A 22,906-nucleotide genomic window follows, 5' to 3' on the forward strand; every position below is an offset into this window, starting at 1 on the left:
GAAATGTGAGCAAGTACACAAGAGAAGACATTATGCGATTGGCCCAAGAAGAGGACGTGAGATACATCCGTCTGCAGTTTACCGACCTGCTGGGGATTATCAAAAACGTGGAGATTCCTTCTTCCCAACTGCCGAAAGCATTGGACAACAAAATGATGTTTGACGGTTCTTCTATCGAAGGTTTTGTTCGTATTGAGGAATCGGATATGTACCTGGTACCGGATTTGGATACTTGGGTTGTATTCCCGTGGGGTAACGAGCATGGGAAAGTTGCACGTCTGATCTGTGACATCTATATGCCAGATGGCTCTCCATTCGAGGGTGACCCTCGCTACATTTTGAAACGCGCGCTGAAAGAAGCAGAAGAAATGGGCTTCTCCGCGTTTAACGTGGGACCAGAACCTGAGTTCTTCCTGTTCAAGCTCAACGACAAAGGCGAACCTACGCTTGACCTGAACGATCAGGGTGGCTATTTTGACTTTGCTCCACTCGACCTCGGCGAAAACTGCCGTCGCGATATCGTTTTGACGCTGGAAAAAATGGGCTTTGAAATCGAAGCTTCTCACCACGAAGTGGCTCCAGGCCAACACGAGATCGACTTCAAATACGCAAATGCTTTGCAAGCAGCTGACCAAATCTTGACGTTCAAGCTGGTTGTCAAAACGATTGCGCAAAAACACGGCTTGCATGCGACATTCATGCCAAAACCGCTGTACGGCGTAGCGGGTTCCGGTATGCACGCGAACCAATCCTTGTTCCGTGGCAATGAAAATGCTTTTTATGACGAGACAGACGAAATGGGCTTGAGCCAAACAGCGAAGCATTACCTCGCAGGTATTTTGCAGCATGCTCGCGGTTTCACAGCGATCACCAACCCGTTGGTGAACTCCTACAAACGTCTGGTGCCTGGCTATGAAGCGCCTTGCTACGTGGCATGGTCCGCGAAGAACCGCTCTCCTTTGATCCGTATCCCTGCCTCCCGCGGCATGGGAACTCGCATCGAAGTGCGCAGCCCAGACCCGGCAACAAACCCATACCTCGCTTTGGCTGTCATGCTGAAAGCAGGCTTGGATGGTATCAAAAACAAAGTGACTGTGCCGCCAGCCATCGATCGCAACATCTACGTGATGACTGAGCAAGATCGCGAAGCAAACGGCATCGAAAACTTGCCAGCAACATTGAAAGAAGCAATCGAGTGCCTGAAAGCCGATCCAGTGATCTGCGAAGCGCTGGGCGAGCATGCACTGATGCACTTCATCGAAGCAAAAGAAATCGAGTGGGACATGTTCCGCACACGCGTTCACGACTGGGAGCGCGAGCAGTACATGGCTGCTTATTAATTGAGTTGAGCCCTTGCGCCTGTAAGCGTAGGGGCTCTTTTTATTTGGTGGGCAAATTTGATTTTTGCAGTGTTTTAATGTATTTGCCCACGATTTGCCCACTGTTTTTTTCTGAGTACACACTTTCCATGTAGCTTTCAAACTTGTCCATGTTATCTAATTCGATTTTCTTAGAGATGTGGGCGTAGACGTCGGAAGTAATTTGGATACTGCCATGACCTAGACGTTCTTGGATGTATTTCATATCTGCACCAGTTTCCATGAGCAATACTGCGTGTGTATGTCTTAATGAGTGGATAGGCATGGGGTTAATGTTCAATTTTTTTAGCGTTCGTGAAAAGGCGTTAAACAAAGAGGATTTTGGCATGAAGTTTCCATCTTTTCTGCACAATACTAGATTTAGTTCATGATGGTAGAGCTCCCCGAATCCTAATTTGTTTTGGTTCTGGTAGGATAAGTGATGCTTGAGGTCATTGACCAGTGATTGACTGATTTTAATAGTTCTATTCGAGTTAAATGTCTTCGTATCACCAAAAAGCTCGCTTTTGTTTTTTGCCCCGAAGTCGAGAGTCTTATCAATGCTAATCGTCATATTCTTGAAGTCTATGTCTGTCCACTGTAAAGCAGCAGCTTCACCTTTTCGCATACCTGTCTCAATTAATACTTTGAAGAATATCCAGTAGATGTAATCGTATCGGAGGGTTGCCTGTAAAAAACGAGGAATGTCACTTGTTTCCATGAATTTTATACCAGCTTTATTTTCCTCGCGTCCCTTTATGGTAACACCGCTGCAGGGGTTCTTGTCGATCTTACTCAAAGTCAAGGCTTTTTCCATTGCATTGTTTAGTGTTGTGTGGATCAATTCAATCGTTCGCTTACTGTAGTCATTTTCTGCAAGGTGATTAATAAATTTTTGATACATTATTGGCTTTAAGTCTCGCAGCATGATTTTTTTGAAATACGGAACAATATGATTTGTAATATTCCTGCTGTGCAACTGAAAGGTGTTTTTTCGCACTGTGTCTTTTTTGTATTCGTCTAACCAAATCATGAGAAAGTCTTGGAGGGGTATATCTTTTTGCTCGTACCCCTCCAGTAAGTTGTTTTCAAATTCAGCGGCCGCGATTTGTGCTTCTTTCTTAGTTGCGAAACCGCCTTTTGTTTTTTCTTTGTACTCCTGAGTGAAAGGATCATGGTATTTCAAACGGAACTCCCATTTTTTTCCTCTCTTTCTGAAGCTTGCCATGTAATCAACTCCTGTAATCGGATTCAAAAAAGCGCATCCCATTGGGTGCGTTTTATTTTTTGTCTGGTAGGTGTTCAATTATGTCTTCAATGCGGCAGTTTAAGTGATTGCACAACCTATCCAATATCTCCATCCCTACGTACTCATCTCTGCCCATTTTTGCCACTGTAGTCGAGTGAAGTCCAAGTTGTTCTCTCAGGTCTTTTTTCTTTACACCTTTATCAATCAGCATTTTCCAAAGTCGATTGTACGAAAATCCCAAGTCTATCACCCCTTTCTGCCTCTTTTACTTGCAATTATATAAACAAAAGTATGTTTATGCAAACAAAAAGAACACAAACGCATTGTAAATGTACACAAACATGTACTTGTTAGTGTTTTTTCGATACTAAAAATCACTAAAGTGATCTTTTTCATTGACTGACTGAGTTTTTTGAAATAATATGTGTACATGAAAGTGATTTTAAATATCACCAAAGTGATATATGGGGGGATTAAAGTGTTTGATTTAGTCACGCTGGAGTTCATGAAGAAATATAGTTACTTCACGTCTAAGGAGAATCTTGTGAGTGCAATAAATACTCAGTTGAAACAAATCAAAGAGAGGTTAACGCCATCGGTCCTGCGTGTTCTAGATATCATCCGAATGCGATCCAAGAAGGTATACGGCGTAGCTTATTTAAAAATTGAAACAATAATGACTTTAACGAAAGTAAGCCGGTCAAGTGTTGAAAGGGCGATTAGGAAGTTGGACCAGGTAGGGATATTAAAACGGGTTGCAACCAGCAGAAAAACGGGACTCCAAGGAGCAAACATTTACTATTTTTTACCTTTGAATGACGGGGTTGAGGTGATGGGGTTGGACAAGCCTAAAACACCTGAAAAATCAAAGGTTGAGGCTCCCCAACAGGAAACTAATACAGGGTTTTTTAATACTCCAAAAAGACCAAAAGAAACTAAGAAAAATAACGTAAACGGAACGCACCTCACGAAAGACAGCTCAGTAGTTCCTTCTTACATCCCGAAAGAATTCGCTAAGCTGATCCAGCAAGGATTTTCATGTGGAAGAGTAATTAAACAGTTCTGGAGCAAGGTGGTGATGTTTAAGCGGGTGACCGGATGGACTCGCAACGAAAACGTGTTGCCAATTGCTTCCGATGCCTGGGAGTACACCAAGAACGAGTACAAAAGGGATAAACGCGAATGGGGACTAGATCGATTCTTGAAATGTTTCTACGGAACGATGAAGCGGATCGAAGAGAAAAGGGTCGAGGAATATGCTGCGATGTGGACGTGACTATATAAAAAATTTTGCCGATACTATAATTTTTTGTTAAGGAAAATGTTATACTATTTGGGTTAAATTTACTTTTGTTAACAAGTGAACTAATAACTGGTTAAAGCAAAAAGCCAACGGGGTGTAGACAGTTGCACCTGTTTACACTCTTTACCACCAAGACTCACCCTTGGTGGCGGGCCGGAGCCACTTTCCGTCGACATAAACAATATTTTACAGCTTTGTGCAGCATTCAACAAGTGGCACGAATAGGAGCATTAGATATAACCTGCCATCGTGATTGGTGTAAGGCTTTTGCTTCTCAAAGGAGAGAAGTAACAAATGCCAAATAAAAGAAAATATTTCGGAGAACAATTGCGCGATTTACGGCACGCAAAGAAGTGGAGCCAGGAAGATTTAGCAGAAGCATTGGATGTTTCTCGTCAAACTATTGCAAATACCGAGAGAGGACAGAACGTTCCAAAGGTTAGGTTCGTAGAGCATGTGTTTCGACTATTTGAATCTGTTGAGATCGTCAAGGCATATGCTGCTATTCAAGAGGACAAACGAGAGTTAATAACTCTTGCAAATTTCGTAGCAGAGGCTGATTATTCAGTCGCTAAACAGATCATGAAGAAGGTTATTCGTGGGGCATTGAAGACGGATGATTTTGAAACTATGTTTCCCGCTATGTTTCAAATTGTGATGTGGGACATGAAGATTAAGAAAAAGGTTAACCCGAAGAAAAGCAGCTGGTTAATCAGAATAGCCGCGAATCTTGACCCAGACCCCGATCTTTTTATTGAACTGACAGATGAGCTTTATGCAATATCTGGCTCAACCAAGAACTACGAAGCATTTATTACTATTACCGAAGCGATTAAAGACAAGGTTTATCTGGACAATAAAAAACTATCTTATATGCTAGGACACCAAGCAAATGCATATTACTACACAGGTAATGAACACAAGGCTTATAAGAAAATGTCTAAAGCCATCGAAGTGATGAATGGAGAGGTTTATAAGCATACTCACCTTATCTACCATAAGCATGCAATGATCTGCTTGCAAAAGTTCAATTACGATGAAGCGTTAGAATGCGAGCTAAAGTGTTTAGAGATTCTGGAGCCGACGAGTGATTTCCTCAAATTTATCCATGCAGGTCTTGCACGCCTCTACTACATGACAGGAAGATACGAAGATGCACAAGTGTATTGGGAAGCTGCTTTTAAACGACTCGGAAAGAATGACTCAGAGAGAACACACTCCCTCAACGATATCATTATGATGGAAATCAGATTAGGTAATCTCGGAAGTGCCCGAGTAAAAATCAAGGAATGCGAAAACATTCTCCGCCTTGCAAAAAAGAGTAACTGGCGTCATTTCGCTGATGAAGACATGCTATTACGCCGTAACAAAGTAATGCTAAAGGCTGTTGAGACCGGAGAGTATGTAACAAGAGAAGTTGATAGTATTTTGCAGGAGCTTGAGAAAAGCCATTTGAAAGACGAATTGGTGCTTACGAAAAATTTTGTCCTAGAAAGAGCATTATTGTCAGTTAGAATATAGGTATCACGTTGTAGGAGGTTTGTTCATGAAGAAAAAGCTTATCTTCATCCCGAGTCTTGCATTGTTAATTGGACTATTCACTGCAAACGAGGTATCACTTGCTGGACCGCCAGATGGTTGGGGGATAGCTCCACATGCTGAAACAAAAGTGATCCAAACGGGAGATTCCCGGACAACAGACAGGTTGGTTTCTCCGCTTGGCGGCCCTCCTGATGGTTGGTAAATCTTAACCAGAAATGTAAAGCGACTTACAAATTTTGGAGAAAAAAGTTGTTGCACTTTACAGAAAAAAGAATTTGATTGTTATAAAATAACGGTAGGCACATACGCCTGTCGTTATTTTTTGTTATGGAACTGGAAACAGTTGCGGAATGTACAAGATACTCATACAATACATAAGAACTTATGTTCGATCTAAGGGGGAGAAATGTGTGATCACGATCAAGTCAACAAAATGGACTCCAGAAATTGTAGGGGTGTTACATAATCTTTTGAAAGAGGACCACAGTGAAGCCCTCCGAAATATCGAAGACATCGTTTTGCAAGCAAATCCAGATAAAAGAAAAAACGACCGATCTCCTCGTTGAGATTGGTCGTTTTTATTTCAACGCGTTTAATATTCCAATTACACGATCCAGGCTTTCGTCGTTGTCATCCATTTCCATCAGGATACGAACAGCCTCTTTCTTCTTTTCGTTTACATCTGGGTCGTTGAGGATTTTTTCGAAAGCATTTGCGACTTCTAGCTGCCCAGTTAATTTCAATAGATTTTCTAATGGATAGTCATAAGCAGCTGCCAGCTTTTGAAGAGTGTCCGTAGTTGGCTTTACCGGTTGTTTTGTACTTCGATTCTTATTTAGCTCTAAATCCCGGATGTATGTGAAGTTTAATCCAGTTAACTCAGCAACCTCTCTCAAAGAGAACTTATTCTCTTTTCTCAAGGCTTCTAAGGTTCTACCAAGTTCGTTTTGCATTGGATATTTACACCTCGTCATTGTAGTGTAGACACTACAAATTGTAGTATATACACGACGAAATAGGAAGAGATCATTTGTTCTTTTAAGGGAGTTTTTTAAAAATCTATTGACACATTGTGTTGTTAAACATACAATTTGACGTATGAACAACACAATGTGTCATGTTAAATCTACATATTGTTGCACCAAAGCAACTCCTAGGGGGTGAATGGCAAAAATGAAAAATACCATCAAATCGTTGCGTAGTCTTCCAGAGTATGATCTGTCTCAAGCAGAATTGGCAAAAGAGCTTGGTACAACAAGGGATCGGATCAGTGCGATAGAGAATGGCGCGGTTCCTGGGGGGAAATTGATGTTAAGAATTTGCACCTATTTCAACCGCGATATACGGGAAATTTTTTTTGATGAAAATGTTGTATGCACCACACAAACGTGTAAAAAAAAACAGCAAAAAGGGCGAGTTAAGAAAGCAAAATAGCGTCCAGTATGACGATCGAGGGAGAATGCTCTATCATCCAGACTTTCACCCAAACCAAGGTAAGCCATTTGACGATGATGAGACTGCTTACCTCTGTAAATTCTACGAAGCTGACTCTCTGAAATCCTTATCACTGGCCCTTGGTCGCCTAGAAAAATCACTGGAGTACAGGGTTGCTTACCTCAAGAAAGCAGGGCTTTTTGATTACTACCGTGGCAAGTGGGATCGTCAAATTAAAGCTTGAAGAAAGAAGTGAACGTTATGAAAAAACTGGTCTCCATTGATTTGGATGAAAAGGAAATACGAAATATGTGCCATGAACGAATCAATGAATTGGTGAAAGAAGTTGATGCAGAAAAGGTATTTTGGGATACGACAGAGCTTAAAAAACGGACGTGTATGTGTTGGAACACCATCCAGGATAAAGTTTTCTTTGATCCAAGATTCCCAAAATTTAAGGTAGGCGGGAAGTGGTATTTTCCTGCCAGAGAAACAAGAGAATTTTTAATTAAGTGGCTCTACGAACAACCTAAAAATTGATTTCTGATCGATGCGTGTTAATTATCGGACAGAGGGGAGGTGGGCAGGGATGCTCGACACAAACGTAAAGGAAATGCTGGACGGCGTGGACGAGGAGCAGCTGTCTATGATCGTCTCAGCCTTGCAAGAAACGGCCACACGATACGACCACCAAGGCATGATCATGGTAGCTCTTAAAATGCGAATCACAGCAGACAAGGTTCTGGCTATTAAGAAAGCCAGAGAGGTGACACAAGCTGAACAAATCCTTGGACGCTTTGCAGGCAAAGAAAAATCCACCTGCTGCGAACAGGTGGACCGTAAAAAAATAGGGTACTAATAGCTTATCACAGCTATTGGGGGGAGGACAAGCCTCATGATGCAAGCTGTAGCGGTTGCCGTTGTTGATGATGGTATTTCTTACGATTCTCACGGCCGTATGCACTACCACCCTGATTTTCATTTTAATCACGGTGCTCCATTCACCGAGGAGGAGCTGGAATACCTCTGCAAGTTCTACGAAGTCGATACAGCCCGTTCGCTTTCCTTTGCGCTTGGCCGGACGGAACGCACCCTGCGAACAAAAGTGGATCATTTAAAGAAAGCAGGGATGTATCAGGTCTATATTGATCGGTGGAACGCTCAATATGCGCTTGATTCCTGCATAGGTGATAAAAAATGAATTTCTATATCACACCCGAAGAATATGAACAGGCAGCCCGGGACGGAGTCAGGCCAGCGCTTTTGGAAGTGCGGATTCGCATGCTGGCATGGCCAAAAGATCGAGCGATTAAGACCCCACCACATAAGAAAAATCCACTCAAGGATTGGGTTGAGGTAGCGAAGCATCACGGAATTTGTTACAGCACGCTTCGCTATCGGGCGAATCGGCTAGGGTGGGAGCTAGAAAGAGCAGCGACACAGCCGCTACAAGATCGGAAAGCGCAAGCAAAACGTGCTTACGAGAGCAGCCGTAAATATCCCGAAAAATACTTGCGAATGGCCGAACAAAACGGCATCAAAGAGCGAACTTTCCATCGCCGAGTAAAATCTGGATGGGATATCGAAATAGCTGCGACACGACCACCAATGACAGCCCGTGAGTGTGGCCTTCTGAGTAAGGCGAAGAGCAAAAAATGGTTGAAGAGGCTCTTCTTGCAGAGAAAGGGGAGTTGAAACAGCGCAGACAGTTTTGAGGGCTTCGGCCCTGCGTGCAGCTGATTGAAAATTGTCAGTTGCACGGAGGTTCGAACCTCCAAATACATAGCGAGGTCATCGGGATCAGTCAGTGGAGCTGTACGGCTGGCAGAGAGGTTGGGCTGCTGGCGGCCTCGTGACTAAACAGAAGGAGGTGAATGAGAATGGATAGGCCAAAAGAAGCCACCGTAGGTACGGTGGCAGAAAAGATAGAGGCTAATGGGTTCAAAGCTGCCTTTTTATCACAGGATCATCTGGGTTCCCCGGTTTCTTCGGATATGCAAGGAAATCAGAAGCAATCCCATGTTGAAGAGCCAATTCATACAACCGAGCTTCATCTACATGCAACGTTGGAATCTGCTCTTTATGAATCTCGAGCTCGTACTCAAAATTTATAACTTTCCAGAGGTATTTATTGACGTAGTCTATTGCACGGAGTTTGGCGCTTTCCTTATCTGCCGAAATAACCCAAACGTGAGCTTTTGCACCGGCAATATCTTCACAGTTTTTATTTTCTGGCATCGGAACAACGTTAATCACAAGCATATATGGATTCATTGAATTTTCTCCTTTCTGGTTTGGTATGTCTGAACATCCATTTCGACAGAGAGTTGGAAATTCCTACAAAAATAGTAAAAGACCCAGCGCGGCAACGCTGAGTCCGAAACAAAACACAATTTGATTGCCTCCATTTTACATCCGAGGAGGCCCAAAAACAAGGAGGGACCACACATGTCCGTACAGATTCAAATTCACGGTGAAAACGCTGCCGAAGCCATTAAAGAGCTTTCCAGTCTGGCGTCGCACTTTATGCATGTTCCAGTAACTACTGCCTCCATTTCGGCTGAGCCAGTAGGTGCGCAACAGCAAGCACAACATCCACAAGCACAGCAGCCAACACAAGAGGCACATCCGCAAAATGCTGCTCCTTTTGCTCAGCAGCCTTATCAACCTGGCATCCCTGTAGCCCCACCTCCGGTGCAAGGAGCTTCGCAAGCAGTGCCACCCGCTCCGTTTCAGCCTCCTGTCGCATCGCCACAGCCCGGGGCTGTGCCAACATCGGCTCCAGCCTACACGATGGATCAGCTCGCAGTTGCAGCTACGCAGTTGGTTGACGCTGGTCGCCAGGCCGAAGTCGTTCAAATGCTGCAACAGTTTGGCGGGCCGCCTCTAATGGCCGTGCCAAAAGAGCACTACGGAGCGATTGCCACACAGTTGAGAGCTATGGGGGCGAAGATATGACGACCATAGCGCATGCAGAACGCCCGCACGCGCTACTTTCCGCCAGCGGTGCGCATCGCTGGTTGCACTGCACGCCGAGCGCCAGACTCGAAGCGACCTTGCCCGATACAACGAGCGAAGCGGCCAAAAAGGGCACGCTGGCGCATGAGATTGCGGAGCTGAAACTGCGAAAGCAATTTGTTGAGCCAATGGGGCCGCGAAAGTTCGCCAACGCGATGAAAAAGTTTAAGGCGGACCCTCTGTACGAGTCGGATATGGACACCCACACCACAGCTTACTTGGAGTACATTCAGTCCATCGTTCACGCTTTCAGTTCACCGCCTTATGTGGTGGTTGAAAAGAAAGTAGACCTTGGTGCCTTTGTGCCCGAATCTTTTGGCACGTCTGACTGCATCATCATAGGCGGCAAGCAGATGCACGTCATTGACTACAAAAACGGCCAGGGTGTACCTGTCTCGGCCGAGAACAATCCGCAAATGATGCTTTATGCTCTCGGTGCTTTGCAGGCGTACTCTATGTTCTACGAGATTGAGACTGTACATATTTCCATTGTACAGCCCAAAGTGTGGGACGAGCCGTCTTCGTGGTCCATCAGCGCGACTGATCTTCTGGCGTGGGGCGAGTCCATTAAGCCGATTGCAGCCAAGGCGTTTAATGGCGAAGGCGAATACGTTGTTGGCGACCATTGCGGCTTCTGCCGGGCACGGAATACATGCCGAGCACGGGTGGATCGGCTCATGTCGGTTGAGCAGTACGCGCCAATGAAGCCGCCACTTATAAGTTGGCAGGAAGTAGGGGAAGTGCTCCGGCGAGCTGAAGGGATCGTCAGCTGGTACAACGCGTTGAAGGAAGCGGCGCTGTCTGAAGTGCTCAAAGGCGGAGAAGTATCCGGCTGGAAGGCTGTCGAAGGACGAGGCTCCAGACAGTATGCCGATATCGATGTGGCGTTTGCTGCGCTCAAAGAATCTGGTATCGATGAGGCACTACTGTACGAGAGAAAGCCACTGACTGTCGCAGCACTCGAGAAGGTGCTGGGAAAAGCAGAGTACAGAAAGCTGCTCGAAGAGCCGGGACTGGTGAGAGCAGAAGCGGGCAAGCCGACACTCGCCCCAATAAGCGATAAACGTGAAGCGATTAAACGAATAAGCGCAGCTGATGATTTTAAATCTGAGGAGGAATCGAGAAATGAATAACCAAGACCCGAAACGCGTTGTAACCGGAAAAGTGAGACTGAGCTACGTTCACCTGTTCACACCACGAGCTGGTTTGAGTGGAGGCGAGCCAAAATTCAGCGTCACCCTGTTGATCCCGAAATCTGATGTGGCTACGAAACAGCGCATCGACGCGGCAATCAGCGCGGCGGTGCAAGAAGCCGTAGGCTCGAAGTGGAACGGCGTTCGTCCGCCAGTCATCGCAACACCTATCCATGATGGTGATGGTGTCAAAGTTGACGGAACTCCTTTTCCAGAGGAATGCCGGGGGCATTGGGTAATGACAGCATCCTCCAAGGCGGACCGCAAGCCGGATGTCGTTGACATTAATTTGAATCCGATCATTAACCAGTCAGAAATCTATTCTGGAATTTACGCTCGTGCATCTGTTCGCTTCTTTGGTTACCTCAGCCAAGGGAAAAAGGGGATTGGCTGCGGACTGGGCAACGTGCAAAAGCTTGAAGACGGTCAGCCTCTTGGCGGAGGTGGGGCTTCAGCCGCATCGGATTTCGGAAGCCCGGCAGATTCAGCTCCAACTGTGCCAGCGTATCAGCCACCAGCATACCCTCAACAGGGATACGGGGCTCCAGCGCAACCGCAAGGCGGATGGCAGGTGCAAACTCCGCAGGGATGGGCCAACGCAGCTCCTTCACAAGTATACGGACACCCTACTCCGCAGGCGTATCCTCCCGCGCAGCAGGGGTTTGGTCAACAACCGCCAGCAGCTCCCCCCGTCCAATTTGACCCGATCACTGGACGGCCGTTGAATGGCGGCATAATGGGGCTGTAGGGAAATGCGGCACCTCTCAATCGATATTGAGACATTTTCAAGCGTCAACATTAAAAAGGCGGGACTGTACAAATATGTGCAGTCCCCTGACTTTCAAATCCTCTTGTTCGCATACTCGTGGGATGGAGGCCCAGTGAACATTATTGATGTTGCCCAAGGTGAGTACATCCCTATGGACGTTGTTGACGCATTGGCTGATCCGAACGTAATCAAGCACGCTTACAATGCACCGTTCGAGTGGTACTGCCTGAACACGGCATTTTACTCACCGTTGGAACAGTGGCGTTGCACGCAACTGCACGGCCTGTATTGTGGCTACACGGCAGGTCTGGCTGCCACAGCTGTCGCTCTTGGGCTGCCAGAGGACAAACGTAAAATGGGCATCGGTAATGCACTGATCCGCACATTCTGCGTACCCTGCAAGCCTACAGCAAAAAACGGCCAACGCACGCGGACACTCCCGCACCATGAACCAGATAAATGGCGGCTTTTCAAGGATTACTGCATTCAAGACGTTGTCACCGAAATGGAGATTGAACGGCGCTTGTCATCGTTCCCAGTTCCGGCGCAAGAACAGCGTCTATGGGAGATCGACCAAAGGATCAACGCGCGCGGCGTTGCGGTTGACCAGCAAATGATTGACGGCGCTCTTCATTGTGACGAGTTAGTGAGTACGGAGCTGACGGCTGAGGCGATCCAGCTGTCCGGGCTTGATAACCCGAAAAGCGTCAAGCAGCTCATGGCCTGGTTGACGGAAGAGATCGGGGAGGAAGTAGACAACCTGCAGAAGGGTACGGTCACCAAACTGATCGACAAAATGGACGAGGGCAGAGCGAAACGGGTGCTGGAGATCCGGCAGGAGCTCTCCAAAACTTCGGTCAAAAAATACCAGGCTATGCGTGAGGCAGTATGCGCAGACGGACGGATACGGGGGCTCCTGCAATTTTATGGGGCCAATAGGACCGGGCGCTGGGCTGGTCGACTGGTTCAGGTACAGAATCTTCCGCGTAATTACCTGGAAACCCTGTCACATGCACGCGAGTGCGTGAAAGCCAAAAAGGTCGATACCTTAAAACTCGTCTATGGCAATGTGCCGGACACACTTTCTCAGCTGATCCGTACGGCATTCATACCTACCACGGGTAATGTCCTGCTGGTATCTGACTTCTCTGCAATCGAAGCCAGGGTTATTGCCTGGCTATCGGGTGAACAGTGGCGATTGGACGTCTTCAATACACACGGCAAAATATACGAAGCTTCTGCCTCTCAGATGTTTGGCGTGCCGATCGAACTAATTAAGAAGGGAAATCCAGAGTATGAATTACGGCAAAAAGGGAAAGTTGCTGAGTTGGCTCTTGGTTACCAAGGCGGTCCTGGGGCGTTGATTTCGATGGGAGCACTAGACCAGGGACTTACCGAAGAGGAGCTGCCAGATATTGTTCGGCGCTGGAGAGGGTCGAACAAGCGAATCGTGGACTTGTGGTATGGCTTGGAAAACGCTGCGCTTGACGTCATGCGAACGGGGCAGCCTGTTGGTGTCCGTGGGTTAATCCTCTCCCGAGAAGTTGACTCTTTCAACCAACAGGATTTTCTCATCATTACGTTACCGAGTGGCCGGAAGTTGTTTTATGCCAGACCGTTTCTATCTCAGAACGATTTTGGAAAGGAAGCTTTGTACTACCACGGGGTTAATCAAAAAACGCGTAAGTGGGAAGTCGTGCCGACGTACGGCGGGAAGCTCGTGGAGAACGTAACACAGGCGATTGCAAGGGACTGCTTGGCCGAAAGCCTTTTCCGACTGGACGCGAGCGGCTATCAAACAGTAATGCACATTCACGATGAGGTAGTCTTGGACGTACCTACGGGGCGTGCTGACCTTGACGCAGTTGCGGCGATCATGGGGCATCCAATCAGTTGGGCTCCGGGGTTGCCGCTGAAAGCTGAAGGATTCATTACGAATTACTATAAGAAGGATTAAGAACTAAAAATAATCGGTAATATCTGTCAAGCCTTTAAATAAAAAAAATTATAGCTGGAATCTCCAGATATCTCAACTCAACTTCGTTTTTTTGTACACAACCAAAATTAATGAAAATGACAAACCGAAACCCGTGTTACGTTAAAAATGCGGAGGACAGACCGATGCCCAAGGATGTAATAGGGCCATCCCAGTGAATATTTACTATCTACAGGGCTGAACTGTGGCACCTTTGCTTCGCAGCCTTGACCGTAAATGATTAACAAAATAGTAATTGAGGGGGATGCCTCCATTGGAACGCAGAGCAAGGGAAGCCTTGGAAAGACTCGGCGCACTTCCTGGTATGTTCGCGGTAAAAAACCAGGTCGAACAAATGATACAGTTTGCCAAAATATCAAAGCTACGAGAGCGCCAGGGTCTGAAGACCACGCCGCAATCGAATCACATGGTCTTTAAGGGGAATCCAGGAACAGGGAAGACAACAGCAGCCCGGTTGATTGGTGAGGCGTTTGCAGCTCTTGGGATGTTAAAAACAAGTCACGATGAACCGCCGTTTGTTGAAATCCACCACGCGGATGTAACACACCCGCATGTTGGGCAGGCCGAGAGAACAATAAAGGACAAATTCAAAGAAGCCAAAGGCGGGGTCTTATTCATCGATGAAGCCTATGCTTTCGTTGCTGGTGAGTCGTCGCATAAGACAGGTGATAAAGTGATCGCGGCCATTGTTCAACTAATGGAGGACATGCGCGACGAAATTGTTGTTATTGCTGCTGGCTATCCTGAAGACATGGCCGAATTTCTCAACGAAAATCCAGGGCTGCGATCCCGATTTCCAACGACAATTCATTTCGCGGACTACGAAGTGTCCGATCTTATACAAATCGCAGCTTTCTTTTGTTCCGAGAGAGAGAGAGTACCAAATGTCTAATGCCTATATCGATTCGCTTTTGTCAAGGTTTGAGCTGGAAAGGATGAAACCCGGTTTCGGTAACGCCAGAACAGTTCGAAACATCGTAGAACAATCGATCCGAATGCAGTCCGCGAGGATTGCCAAAAGAAGAAGCCCAAGCCGTGAAGACTTGATTTTGCTGACTGAATCGGACGTACCCCCTGTGGCCGAATCCCTGAAATCAGAGAAAGAAGTATTGCTCCAATCGCTGGAAGATGTGCAAAAGCGGTTGAGGGAAATCGAGTTGCGTGAACTTATTCACGGGCTGAGGCCATAATGGAGAGATTTGAATAATATCCACAACATTACTTTTGTTCCTAGTATTTCACGTATTGAAAGGATGGCTGCCATGATTCACGACCGACAACTTACCATATCCTCCGCTGGCAGCCGCAAGGCGACGCACTGGCCAGCACAAACAATTTACTGGTCAGAGCTGGTGGAGCGACTGCGAGTTGCGGTCCGCGGCACCGAAACGCTTGCCCAATATCTACAGCTGCCAAAGAGTAAGCAGGATGACCTGAAAGACGTCGGTGGTTTTGTAGCAGGGACTCTGGCGGGTAATCGGCGGAAGGGTAACAATGTAACTGGCCGGGATGTCATCACGCTTGACCTGGATAATATCCCGGCAGGCAGTACGGCGGATGTGCTGCGCCGCCTGGATGGTTTGGGCTGCTCTTACGCTGTATACAGCACACGGAAGCATGAGGAAGCCAAGCCGCGTCTGCGTGTGCTGGCTCCTCTGAACCGAACGGTTACGGCCGACGAATATGAGCCGCTGGCTCGGAAACTCGGATCCATAATCGGTATTGAGCTATGTGATCCGACGACTTTCCAAGGCGTACGGTTGATGTACTGGCCGTCATGCTGCTCCGACAGTCGATTTGTCTTCCAGTACGGGGACAAGCCGTTTCTCGATGCTGACGGCCTGTTGGCGCTTTATGCGGATTGGCGTAATGTGGCCGAGTGGCCGCAGGTGCCTGGGGCACAGCAGGCACACGTTCGTTTGGCAGCAAAGCAGGGCGATCCAACAGAGAAACAAGGCGTCGTTGGTGCGTTTTGTCGCCAGTATGACGTTTATCGTGCGATAGAAGTATTCCTGCCAGGCGTGTACGCGCCGACAGACGACAGCGGAAGACTTACATACGTCGGCGGAAGCACGACAGGCGGGGCTATCCTATACGACGACGGGGCTTTCCTATTCAGCCATCACGCAACTGACCCGGTCGGCGGACGCCTCGTGAATGCGTTTGACCTGGTTCGGCTACACAAGTTTGGCGAAATGGACGACGACGCGACGCCGGGAACACCGACCAACCGCTTACCGTCGTTCACGGCCATGTGCGGCTTTGCGCTTCAAGATGCAGGTGTTGCCGCGCTACTCAACCAGGAGCGCTATGAAAAAGCCATTCAGGATTTTGGCAATCTTCCGGCGACTGAGGAAGAAACGGTCAACTGGATCAGTAAGCTACAGGTCAGCGCTACGACAGGCATGCCCGCGAAGACGACCGACAACATCCTGATCATTCTGGAGCATGATCCGCTGCTAAAGGGCAAGCTTGCTTTCGATGAGTTTGCCAACAGAGGTGCTGTGCTGGGGCCGCTGCCTTGGAACAGCAACCAGGAACGGCGCGGATGGTCGGATGTGGATGATGCCGGACTGCGGCATTACCTGGAACGCACATACGGCATAACGGGCAAAGAAAGGGTTTTTGATGCGGTTGCCCTATACGCACACAGACACACATTCAACGAGGTGCGGGATTGGCTGGAGAGCTTGAAATGGGACGGTGTGAAGCGACTGGACACGTTGCTGTGCGATTACCTCGGTGCCGCTGACTCTACCTATGTCCGCGCAGTGTCAAGGAAATCACTGGTGGCTGCTGTGGCCCGCGCCATGAATCCAGGATGCAAATACGATCAGATGCCGATTTTGGCGGGACCGCAAGGGCTGGGTAAGAGTACGTTTTTGCGCTTACTGGGCAGACGTTGGTACTCCGACAGTCTACAAACGTTCGAAGGCAAAGAGGCGTCTGAAATGATACAAGGCATCTGGATTAATGAGATCGGCGAGCTGACGGGGATGTCAAAGTCCGAATCGAATGCCGTCAAGCAGTTCCTGAGCCGGACAGAGGACATATACCGGGAGCCGTTTGGCCGTCGTACAAAAGCGTTTCCAAGGCGCTGCGTGTTTTTTGGAACGACCAATGACAGCGAGTTTCTGAAGGATAAAACCGGAAACAGACGGTTTTGGCCTGTTGACGTAGGGGTGCAGCCTGTTAAGAAGAGTGTTTTCAACGACTTGGAGGACGAGATTCCACAGATATATGCAGAAGCGTTCGTGTATTGGCAATTGGGAGAGGCCCTGTATCTCACAGGCGAGGCGGAGGCAGAGGCTAAACAACAGCAGGAGGCCCACCAAGAGAGCAACGCCAAAGAAGGCGTGATTCGTGAATTTGCGGAACGCCGGGTGCCGATAGGCTGGGAGAAAAGGTCGTTGAGCGAACGGCGACTATATTGGTCCGGGGAGTTCGGCCGGAGTGACGAAGGCACGGTGGAACGGGATCGGATATGTGCGGCTGAGGTGTGGAGTGAATGCCTGGGAGGCGATATCAAGTTTATGCGGCGATCGGACACCTTGGAGATCAACGCGATTTTAGCATCCCTCCCTGGGTGGAAACGCTATGGTAGTTCGTTTCGTTTTGGCCCCTACGGACAGCAAAAAGGGTTTGTAAAAGTGTCAACTTACCGTAATTCTGTCAACTTTCTCTGTCAACCTTGTAAACCTACCAAAATAAGAAAGTTGACGACATAGTTGACAGGGCAATCCCTTCAAGCATCTAGGTTTTTAATACTTTGTATACTTTGTCAACTTTAAAACTACTAGAAGTAAGAAATAGAGAGAATAGAGGATATAGGATTATGTCTGCCCGCCTAATTCGCCTGATTATATAAATATATAAGGGAATAACGGCGAAAGTTGACGAGCCTGACTTTGATCGGAGTGATGATCGTGCGAGAACGTGACATAGAGCAGTATTTGGTGAAAAGAGCCAAGGCCGCAGGGGGGCGAGCATACAAGTTTGTTTCCCCGGGCAACAACGGGGTGCCAGACCGGATCGTTTTGCTTCCAGGAGGCAGAATCGCTTTTGCTGAACTGAAGGCACCAGGAAAAAAGCCGACACCTTTGCAGATGAACCAGCAGCGATTTATCGCGGGGTTGAGTCTTCCGGTTGCCGTTATCGATAACAAGGGCGATGTTGACAGTTTGATCAGCCGAATGCAGGCCACGGAAGGGATGCCCCAATGGCCGGAGCAGTAGCGCGAACCACTGAAAAGCCCAAAATAAAATTTGTTCCGCATGCCTACCAGCGGTACTGCATCAACAGGCTTCTGACGGATGAAGCCCTGGGATTGCTTTTGGACATGGGTCTTGGGAAAACGGTTATCACATTGACCGCTGTCAACGACTTGAAGTACAACCGTTTCGCCGTTTCTAAAGTGCTGGTTATCGCACCAAAAAAGGTTGCGGAGGCTACCTGGAGCAAGGAAGCGGCAAAATGGGAGCACTTAAAAATGCTGCGAGTAGTTCCGATATTGGGTTCGAGCACACAACGCATTCGGGCACTGAACACGCCCGCAGACGTCTACGTGATCAATCGAGAAAATGTCGCATGGCTGGTTGAATATTACCGTAACGCTTGGCCGTTTGACATGGTTGTGGTGGACGAGTTGAGTAGTTTTAAGAATCACCAATCGAAACGTTTTAAAGCGCTAACCTGGATTCGTCCACATATCAAGCGCATTGTCGGATTGACCGGAACACCAGCTCCAAACGGGTTGTTGGACCTTTGGGCGCAGGTGCATCTGTTGGATCAAGGACAACGTCTGGAAAAGAAAATCACGCATTACCGGGCACGATATTTTGAGAAAAACTACAGCGGCTTTGGCTACACGGCTAAGCCTGGAGCGGATAAATTAATCCAGCAGAAAATATCAGACATATGCATCAGCATGAAGGCAGAAGATTATTTGGAGCTGCCGGACGCCATACCGAATATCATCCCGATTGTCCTGGATGACAAAGCCAAGAAGCTGTACAAGCAAATGGAAAAAGAGCTGCTTTTGCAAATCGAGGGTACCGAGATCACAGCTACCAGTGCCGCTGTTTTGACCGGAAAGCTGTTACAGCTCTGCAACGGTGCGCTGTACGATGACGAACGACAGGTCTATGAAATTCACGATAACAAACTGGAAGCCTTCATGGAGCTAGTCGAGCAATTGAACGGGAAGCCCGTATTAACGTTTTACAGTTACCAACACGATTTGTCCCGGATCAAGAAGGCTTTGGCAAAAACAAATCTCCGAGTAAGGGAGATCAAAACTCCGCAAGATCAGGACGACTGGAACGCAGGTAGGATCGATGTAGGACTGGCACATCCAGCAAGTACAGCATACGGGCTAAACCTACAGGATGGGGGGAATCACGTCGCGTGGTTCGGATTGCCGTGGAGCCTGGAGTTGTATCAACAGGCGAATAAGCGCCTGCACCGACAAGGACAAAAGCAAAAGGTGATTTTGCACCATCTGGTCGTGCAAGGCGGAGCGGACGAAGACGTTATGGATTCGCTTGAAGCAAAGGCAACGACACAAGATAGGCTGCTGGAGGCGCTAAAAGCAAGAATAGACAAAGTAAAAGGAGAGTGAGTCCATGAGTCAAAAGCAAGCATTGAGCCCGGAAGTGATCGAAGAAATTACGCGTGCGGCTGTGCAAGCGGCTATGGAGTTTCAAGAGAAAAAGAAACAAAAACAGCAGAAAGAAAAGCGTGATTGGAGGCTGCGAAATACCAAATTGCTGTTGAAACACTATCGGTCATTTGTAAGCCATGTCGAAGGTGCAAGGGAGCAAGTGACAGCGATGGATTATGCAGATGCTATGGAGAGTCTGTACACCGATGAGTTAGCTTTGGAGTCAATCAAACGTAGCAGGCAGCGAACAATTGTTATGGTGAAATTTGTTCGGAAAATGATTGGTGTTTATCAAGCCATGTGCGAAGCATCGGGACAACAAGAGGATTTACGACGATACCATATTGTCCACGAGCTGTACATTTCTGAGAAAAAACAAACGGTTGAGGAACTCGCAGAATTTCACAATATCGAGCCAAGAACAGTATACAACGATGTGAAAAACGCGGTGAAAACCTTGTCAGTTCTAGTGTTTGGAGTGGATGGAATCGAATTTAATTGATTTCATTTTCGTTTCAAAAAGCGTTCATTTTCTATTCAGTGGTCCCGTGATACTATGATAACATCGAAAAATTATGAACAGGGAAACAAGGGAGCCATCCGGTCTATCGGGTGGCTTTTTGCATAGTCATTATGGACAGACCTCCCCATCTGGATCAAAATGGTAATGGGGAGGTGAGAGTATGTTTGAAACATTAATAGGCTGGATAGAGGGATTTAACGCTATTAAATTGGTGTTTACCGAAACGCAAATTGGTTTGTTTGTCCTGGCTTCACTTGCAATACCAGCAGTTATCAAGAATAGAGAACAGATTGCAGACTATTTTAATTAGCACCCATGCGGTGCTTTTTTCTCTGAGATAAAATTTTCCCGGGTCCTTCTGGAATCCGGGAAGAGTGCGGGTAAAGCGAGCCCCGAAATTTCGTTAGTCACAATTTTTTTACAACCATTTCGCTTCGCAAAAACGAGTATGCAATGAAACTGTATAGCGGTGTATATACCTTGAAAGGACAGGGTTTTCAAGGTTTTTGTATGGCGAAAAAGGGAGGTGGTGTGGGTGAAGAATGCGAAATGATGGCGCTGATCAACACGAAATGTTGTTTACGACCAAGCAGATGACCGAGCTACTGAATCTAACAGCCAGACGCATTCAGCAACTGGCAGAAGAAGGCGTGCTGGTACGGGAACAGCGCGGCAAATACCGTGCAATTGAAAGCCTGAAAAGATATATCCGGTACATTCAGGAACGGGAGCCTACTGAAGAGAACGAGGTCGATTACTACCGTGAAAAGGCACTGCATGAGAAGGCGAAGCGAGAGAAAACCGAGCTTCAAGTTGCCGTTATGAAAGGCGAGTTGCATCGGTCAGAGGATGTTGCAGCTGTTATGGACGATATGGTGACTTCCTTCCGTGCCCGGTGCCTCGCTTTGCCGACGAAAATAGCCCCACAACTGCTGGACAAAAAAGCAATCGCGGAAGTACAGGCGATTTTGACGAGCGAAATACACGAAGCGTTGACAGAGCTATCCACTTACGACCCCGCAACGTTTCATGTGCGCAATGAGGAGTATGTAGAGGTGAATGAAGATGCAGAAGATCGCGAATAGTACGATGCGACTGTTTACGACCATCGCAAAGCGCATGGCCCCGCCCCCTAAACTGACAGTATCTCAGTGGGCTGATCGATTCCGCAAGCTATCGTCGGAAGCGTCGGCCGAGCCGGGGCAATGGCGAACGGATCGAGCGCCTTATCAGCGAGGTATTTTGGACGCCGTGTGTGACAACAACGTGGAAACGGTAGTGGTAATGTCGTCGGCGCAGGTGGGCAAGACGGAGCTATTGCTCAATACGATTGGATTTTTTATCGATTACGATCCAGCGCCGATTATGCTCGTACAGCCGACGCTCGAAATGGCACAGGCTTTCTCTAAAGATCGGCTGGCTCCTATGCTGCGAGATTCACCTGCACTCAGAGGAAAGGTCAAAGATGTGAAGAGTCGTGACAGCGGGAATACCATGCTTCATAAAACCTTCCCGGGTGGGCATATCACAATGGCGGGGGCCAACTCGCCTGCCTCACTCGCCAGCAGGCCGATTCGCGTCGTGCTTTGCGATGAGGTGGACCGATATCCGGCTTCGGCCGGAACAGAAGGCGACCCAGTATTGCTTGTCTCGAAGCGCACTACGACGTTCTGGAACCGTAAACGGATTCTGGTAAGCACGCCCACGATTAAAGGCGCATCACGAATTGAGACTGCTTACAACGATAGCAGTATGGAGCAATGGTGCCTGCCCTGTCCCAACTGCGGAGAGTACCAGCCTTTAACATGGGGGCAAATCCGATTTGAGGATGCGACCCATCGATGTAATTTTTGTGGCTTTCACCATTCCGAGACAGAGTGGAAAGTGGGCAAAGGGAAATGGAAGCCCCAAAAAGAGAATGCCAAGGTTCGGGGCTTTCACCTAAACGAGTTGGCAAGCCCATGGAAGCGTTGGAAAACGATCATTGAAGAATTTCTGGAAGCAAAAGCTGGCGGTGTCGAGCAGTTGCAGGTCTGGGTGAATACCTCGCTTGGAGAAACATGGGAAGAAGAGGGCGAACAAATCGAGGAAGACGTACTCGTAAAGCGTCGCGAAACCTACGATGCGGATATTCCTGACGGCGTACTGTTACTGACGGCGGCGGTTGACGTGCAGAACGACCGGTTGGAAGTCGAAGTCGTCGGCTGGGGGATCGGCAAGGAATCATGGGGGATTCAATACTATCAACTAATCGGCGACCCTTCTCAACCTAGTGTGTGGAAGGATTTGGATGAATACTTGTTGCGTGTTTGGAAGCGAAAAGACGGATACGGTATGACCGTCGCCTGCACCTGCATTGATAGCGGCGGACACCATACAACAGAGGTGTACCGGTTTTGCAAAGCTCGCGAGCAAAGACGAATTTTTGCGATCAAGGGAAAAGGGGGGGACGGCATACCGTTGATCGGCCGCATGTCGCGAACGCCACGAGAGAAATGCGCACTTTTTATTCTTGGTGTGGATGCAGGTAAAGAAACAGTGATGAGCCGATTGAAACAGGAGTTTGAAGGACAGCCAGGTTACTGCCATTTCCCTAGAAACGAGGGCAAAGGGTATGACGAGGAATATTTTCGAGGTCTGACATCCGAGAAAAGGAAAATTCGCTTCCACAAGGGTGTGCCACGAGTCGAATGGGTGAAACGGAGCGGTGTTCGAAATGAGCCGCTTGACCTACGCAATTATGCCACGGCGGCTCTTGAGATCGTGAATCCTGACTTCGATCGGTTGGCGGAAGTCGGGTTTACGAACAAAATTTCGAATCCGAGGAAGCAGCGGCGTGTGCTCAGCAAAGGACTGTGA

28 protein-coding genes are annotated in these 22,906 nt (G+C 47.8%); 24 read left to right on the plus strand and 4 right to left on the minus strand.

Annotation, left to right across the window (positions count from 1 at the left end):
* The first annotated feature begins 5 nt into the window (after positions 1-5).
* Positions 6-1,340 (plus strand): type I glutamate--ammonia ligase, encoded by a 1,335-nt coding sequence (glnA, locus tag EDM60_RS18605; protein ID WP_122965289.1) that lies wholly within the window; start codon positions 6-8, stop codon positions 1,338-1,340.
* Positions 1,341-1,380: 40 nt separating this feature from the next.
* Here glnA and EDM60_RS18610 read toward each other — a convergent pair whose 3' ends face one another.
* Both EDM60_RS18610 and EDM60_RS18615 read right to left on the minus strand, forming a co-directional pair.
* Entirely contained in the window at positions 1,381-2,586 is a 1,206-nt protein-coding gene (locus EDM60_RS18610) for a site-specific integrase (RefSeq protein WP_122965290.1), read from the minus strand.
* Positions 2,587-2,638: 52 nt separating this feature from the next.
* Positions 2,639-2,818 carry a helix-turn-helix domain-containing protein gene (locus EDM60_RS18615; protein WP_307723382.1) on the minus strand — a complete coding sequence of 60 codons (180 nt, stop codon included), beginning with the start codon at positions 2,816-2,818 and terminating at the stop codon, positions 2,639-2,641.
* A gap of 267 nt (positions 2,819-3,085) precedes the next feature.
* Between EDM60_RS18615 and EDM60_RS18620 the strand changes: the two genes are divergently transcribed.
* The 4 genes from EDM60_RS18620 to EDM60_RS28740 all read left to right on the plus strand — a co-directional run bounded on the left by EDM60_RS18620 (position 3,086) and on the right by EDM60_RS28740 (position 6,018).
* Positions 3,086-3,883 (plus strand): helix-turn-helix domain-containing protein, encoded by a 798-nt coding sequence (locus EDM60_RS18620; RefSeq protein ID WP_167470330.1) that lies wholly within the window; start codon positions 3,086-3,088, stop codon positions 3,881-3,883.
* 321 nt (positions 3,884-4,204) lie between these two features.
* Positions 4,205-5,431, plus strand: coding sequence for a helix-turn-helix domain-containing protein (locus tag EDM60_RS18625; RefSeq protein ID WP_122965292.1), 1,227 nt, complete (start codon positions 4,205-4,207; stop codon positions 5,429-5,431).
* Positions 5,432-5,456: 25 nt separating this feature from the next.
* Positions 5,457-5,654, plus strand: coding sequence for a hypothetical protein (locus EDM60_RS18630; protein WP_122965293.1), 198 nt, complete (start codon positions 5,457-5,459; stop codon positions 5,652-5,654).
* Positions 5,655-5,862: 208 nt separating this feature from the next.
* Positions 5,863-6,018 carry a hypothetical protein gene (locus tag EDM60_RS28740; RefSeq protein WP_167470331.1) on the plus strand — a complete coding sequence of 52 codons (156 nt, stop codon included), beginning with the start codon at positions 5,863-5,865 and terminating at the stop codon, positions 6,016-6,018.
* A gap of 12 nt (positions 6,019-6,030) precedes the next feature.
* On the opposite strand, the gene EDM60_RS18635 is transcribed toward EDM60_RS28740, so the two are convergent.
* Positions 6,031-6,405: a helix-turn-helix domain-containing protein gene (locus EDM60_RS18635; RefSeq protein WP_167470332.1), complete on the minus strand. Its 375-nt coding sequence runs from the start codon at positions 6,403-6,405 to the stop codon at positions 6,031-6,033.
* A 220-nt stretch (positions 6,406-6,625) separates the two neighbouring features.
* Between EDM60_RS18635 and EDM60_RS18640 the strand changes: the two genes are divergently transcribed.
* From EDM60_RS18640 to EDM60_RS18665, 6 genes are read left to right on the plus strand one after another with little or no spacing between them, the layout of a single operon-like run.
* Positions 6,626-6,886 (plus strand): helix-turn-helix transcriptional regulator, encoded by a 261-nt coding sequence (locus EDM60_RS18640; protein ID WP_233454187.1) that lies wholly within the window; start codon positions 6,626-6,628, stop codon positions 6,884-6,886.
* Positions 6,813-7,130, plus strand: coding sequence for a DNA-entry nuclease (locus EDM60_RS18645; protein ID WP_233454188.1), 318 nt, complete (start codon positions 6,813-6,815; stop codon positions 7,128-7,130). Before EDM60_RS18640 ends, EDM60_RS18645 begins: the two co-directional genes overlap by 74 nt.
* A gap of 26 nt (positions 7,131-7,156) precedes the next feature.
* The gene (locus tag EDM60_RS18650; RefSeq protein ID WP_122965485.1) at positions 7,157-7,426 is read left to right on the plus strand and encodes a group-specific protein; all 270 of its coding nucleotides are present in this window, start codon (positions 7,157-7,159) and stop codon (positions 7,424-7,426) included.
* Between the two features lie 49 nt (positions 7,427-7,475).
* Positions 7,476-7,745, plus strand: coding sequence for a hypothetical protein (locus EDM60_RS18655; RefSeq protein ID WP_122965297.1), 270 nt, complete (start codon positions 7,476-7,478; stop codon positions 7,743-7,745).
* A gap of 36 nt (positions 7,746-7,781) precedes the next feature.
* Positions 7,782-8,087 carry a DNA-entry nuclease gene (locus tag EDM60_RS18660; protein ID WP_233454189.1) on the plus strand — a complete coding sequence of 102 codons (306 nt, stop codon included), beginning with the start codon at positions 7,782-7,784 and terminating at the stop codon, positions 8,085-8,087.
* Positions 8,084-8,581 (plus strand): hypothetical protein, encoded by a 498-nt coding sequence (locus tag EDM60_RS18665; RefSeq protein ID WP_122965298.1) that lies wholly within the window; start codon positions 8,084-8,086, stop codon positions 8,579-8,581. Before EDM60_RS18660 ends, EDM60_RS18665 begins: the two co-directional genes overlap by 4 nt.
* A gap of 246 nt (positions 8,582-8,827) precedes the next feature.
* On the opposite strand, the gene EDM60_RS18670 is transcribed toward EDM60_RS18665, so the two are convergent.
* On the minus strand, positions 8,828-9,160 hold the full coding sequence (locus EDM60_RS18670) for a hypothetical protein (RefSeq protein WP_122965299.1): 333 nt from the start codon (positions 9,158-9,160) through the stop codon (positions 8,828-8,830).
* A 174-nt stretch (positions 9,161-9,334) separates the two neighbouring features.
* Between EDM60_RS18670 and EDM60_RS18675 the strand changes: the two genes are divergently transcribed.
* The 13 genes from EDM60_RS18675 (at position 9,335) to EDM60_RS18730 (ending at position 22,906) form a co-directional block, all read left to right on the plus strand.
* Entirely contained in the window at positions 9,335-9,844 is a 510-nt protein-coding gene (locus EDM60_RS18675; protein WP_122965300.1) for a hypothetical protein, read from the plus strand.
* Positions 9,841-11,037 (plus strand): DUF2800 domain-containing protein, encoded by a 1,197-nt coding sequence (locus EDM60_RS18680; protein WP_122965301.1) that lies wholly within the window; start codon positions 9,841-9,843, stop codon positions 11,035-11,037. The genes EDM60_RS18675 and EDM60_RS18680 overlap by 4 nt, the downstream gene beginning before the upstream one ends.
* Entirely contained in the window at positions 11,030-11,845 is an 816-nt protein-coding gene (locus EDM60_RS18685; RefSeq protein ID WP_122965302.1) for a DUF2815 family protein, read from the plus strand. Before EDM60_RS18680 ends, EDM60_RS18685 begins: the two co-directional genes overlap by 8 nt.
* Before the next feature lie 4 nt (positions 11,846-11,849).
* The gene (locus tag EDM60_RS18690; RefSeq protein WP_122965303.1) at positions 11,850-13,823 is read left to right on the plus strand and encodes a DNA polymerase; all 1,974 of its coding nucleotides are present in this window, start codon (positions 11,850-11,852) and stop codon (positions 13,821-13,823) included.
* A gap of 292 nt (positions 13,824-14,115) precedes the next feature.
* A complete protein-coding gene (locus tag EDM60_RS18695; RefSeq protein WP_167470333.1) occupies positions 14,116-14,754 on the plus strand; it encodes an AAA family ATPase in 639 nt (212 codons plus the stop codon).
* On the plus strand, positions 14,747-15,052 hold the full coding sequence (locus EDM60_RS18700) for a hypothetical protein (protein WP_122965305.1): 306 nt from the start codon (positions 14,747-14,749) through the stop codon (positions 15,050-15,052). Before EDM60_RS18695 ends, EDM60_RS18700 begins: the two co-directional genes overlap by 8 nt.
* Positions 15,053-15,061: 9 nt before the next feature.
* Positions 15,062-17,590 (plus strand): virulence-associated E family protein, encoded by a 2,529-nt coding sequence (locus EDM60_RS18705; protein ID WP_244226806.1) that lies wholly within the window; start codon positions 15,062-15,064, stop codon positions 17,588-17,590.
* Positions 17,591-17,782: 192 nt separating this feature from the next.
* Positions 17,783-18,097 carry a PDDEXK family nuclease gene (locus EDM60_RS18710; protein WP_218033823.1) on the plus strand — a complete coding sequence of 105 codons (315 nt, stop codon included), beginning with the start codon at positions 17,783-17,785 and terminating at the stop codon, positions 18,095-18,097.
* Entirely contained in the window at positions 18,082-19,482 is a 1,401-nt protein-coding gene (locus tag EDM60_RS18715) for a DEAD/DEAH box helicase (protein WP_122965307.1), read from the plus strand. The genes EDM60_RS18710 and EDM60_RS18715 overlap by 16 nt, the downstream gene beginning before the upstream one ends.
* Before the next feature lie 4 nt (positions 19,483-19,486).
* Positions 19,487-20,026 (plus strand): hypothetical protein, encoded by a 540-nt coding sequence (locus EDM60_RS18720; protein WP_122965308.1) that lies wholly within the window; start codon positions 19,487-19,489, stop codon positions 20,024-20,026.
* A 181-nt stretch (positions 20,027-20,207) separates the two neighbouring features.
* Entirely contained in the window at positions 20,208-20,357 is a 150-nt protein-coding gene (locus EDM60_RS28745) for a hypothetical protein (RefSeq protein ID WP_167470334.1), read from the plus strand.
* A gap of 232 nt (positions 20,358-20,589) precedes the next feature.
* The gene (locus EDM60_RS18725; RefSeq protein WP_122965309.1) at positions 20,590-21,132 is read left to right on the plus strand and encodes a hypothetical protein; all 543 of its coding nucleotides are present in this window, start codon (positions 20,590-20,592) and stop codon (positions 21,130-21,132) included.
* Positions 21,107-22,906 (plus strand): phage terminase large subunit family protein, encoded by a 1,800-nt coding sequence (locus EDM60_RS18730; protein ID WP_208715223.1) that lies wholly within the window; start codon positions 21,107-21,109, stop codon positions 22,904-22,906. Before EDM60_RS18725 ends, EDM60_RS18730 begins: the two co-directional genes overlap by 26 nt.

It is taken from the genome of Brevibacillus parabrevis (assembly GCF_003710905.1).
GTDB classification, from domain to species: domain Bacteria; phylum Bacillota; class Bacilli; order Brevibacillales; family Brevibacillaceae; genus Brevibacillus; species Brevibacillus parabrevis.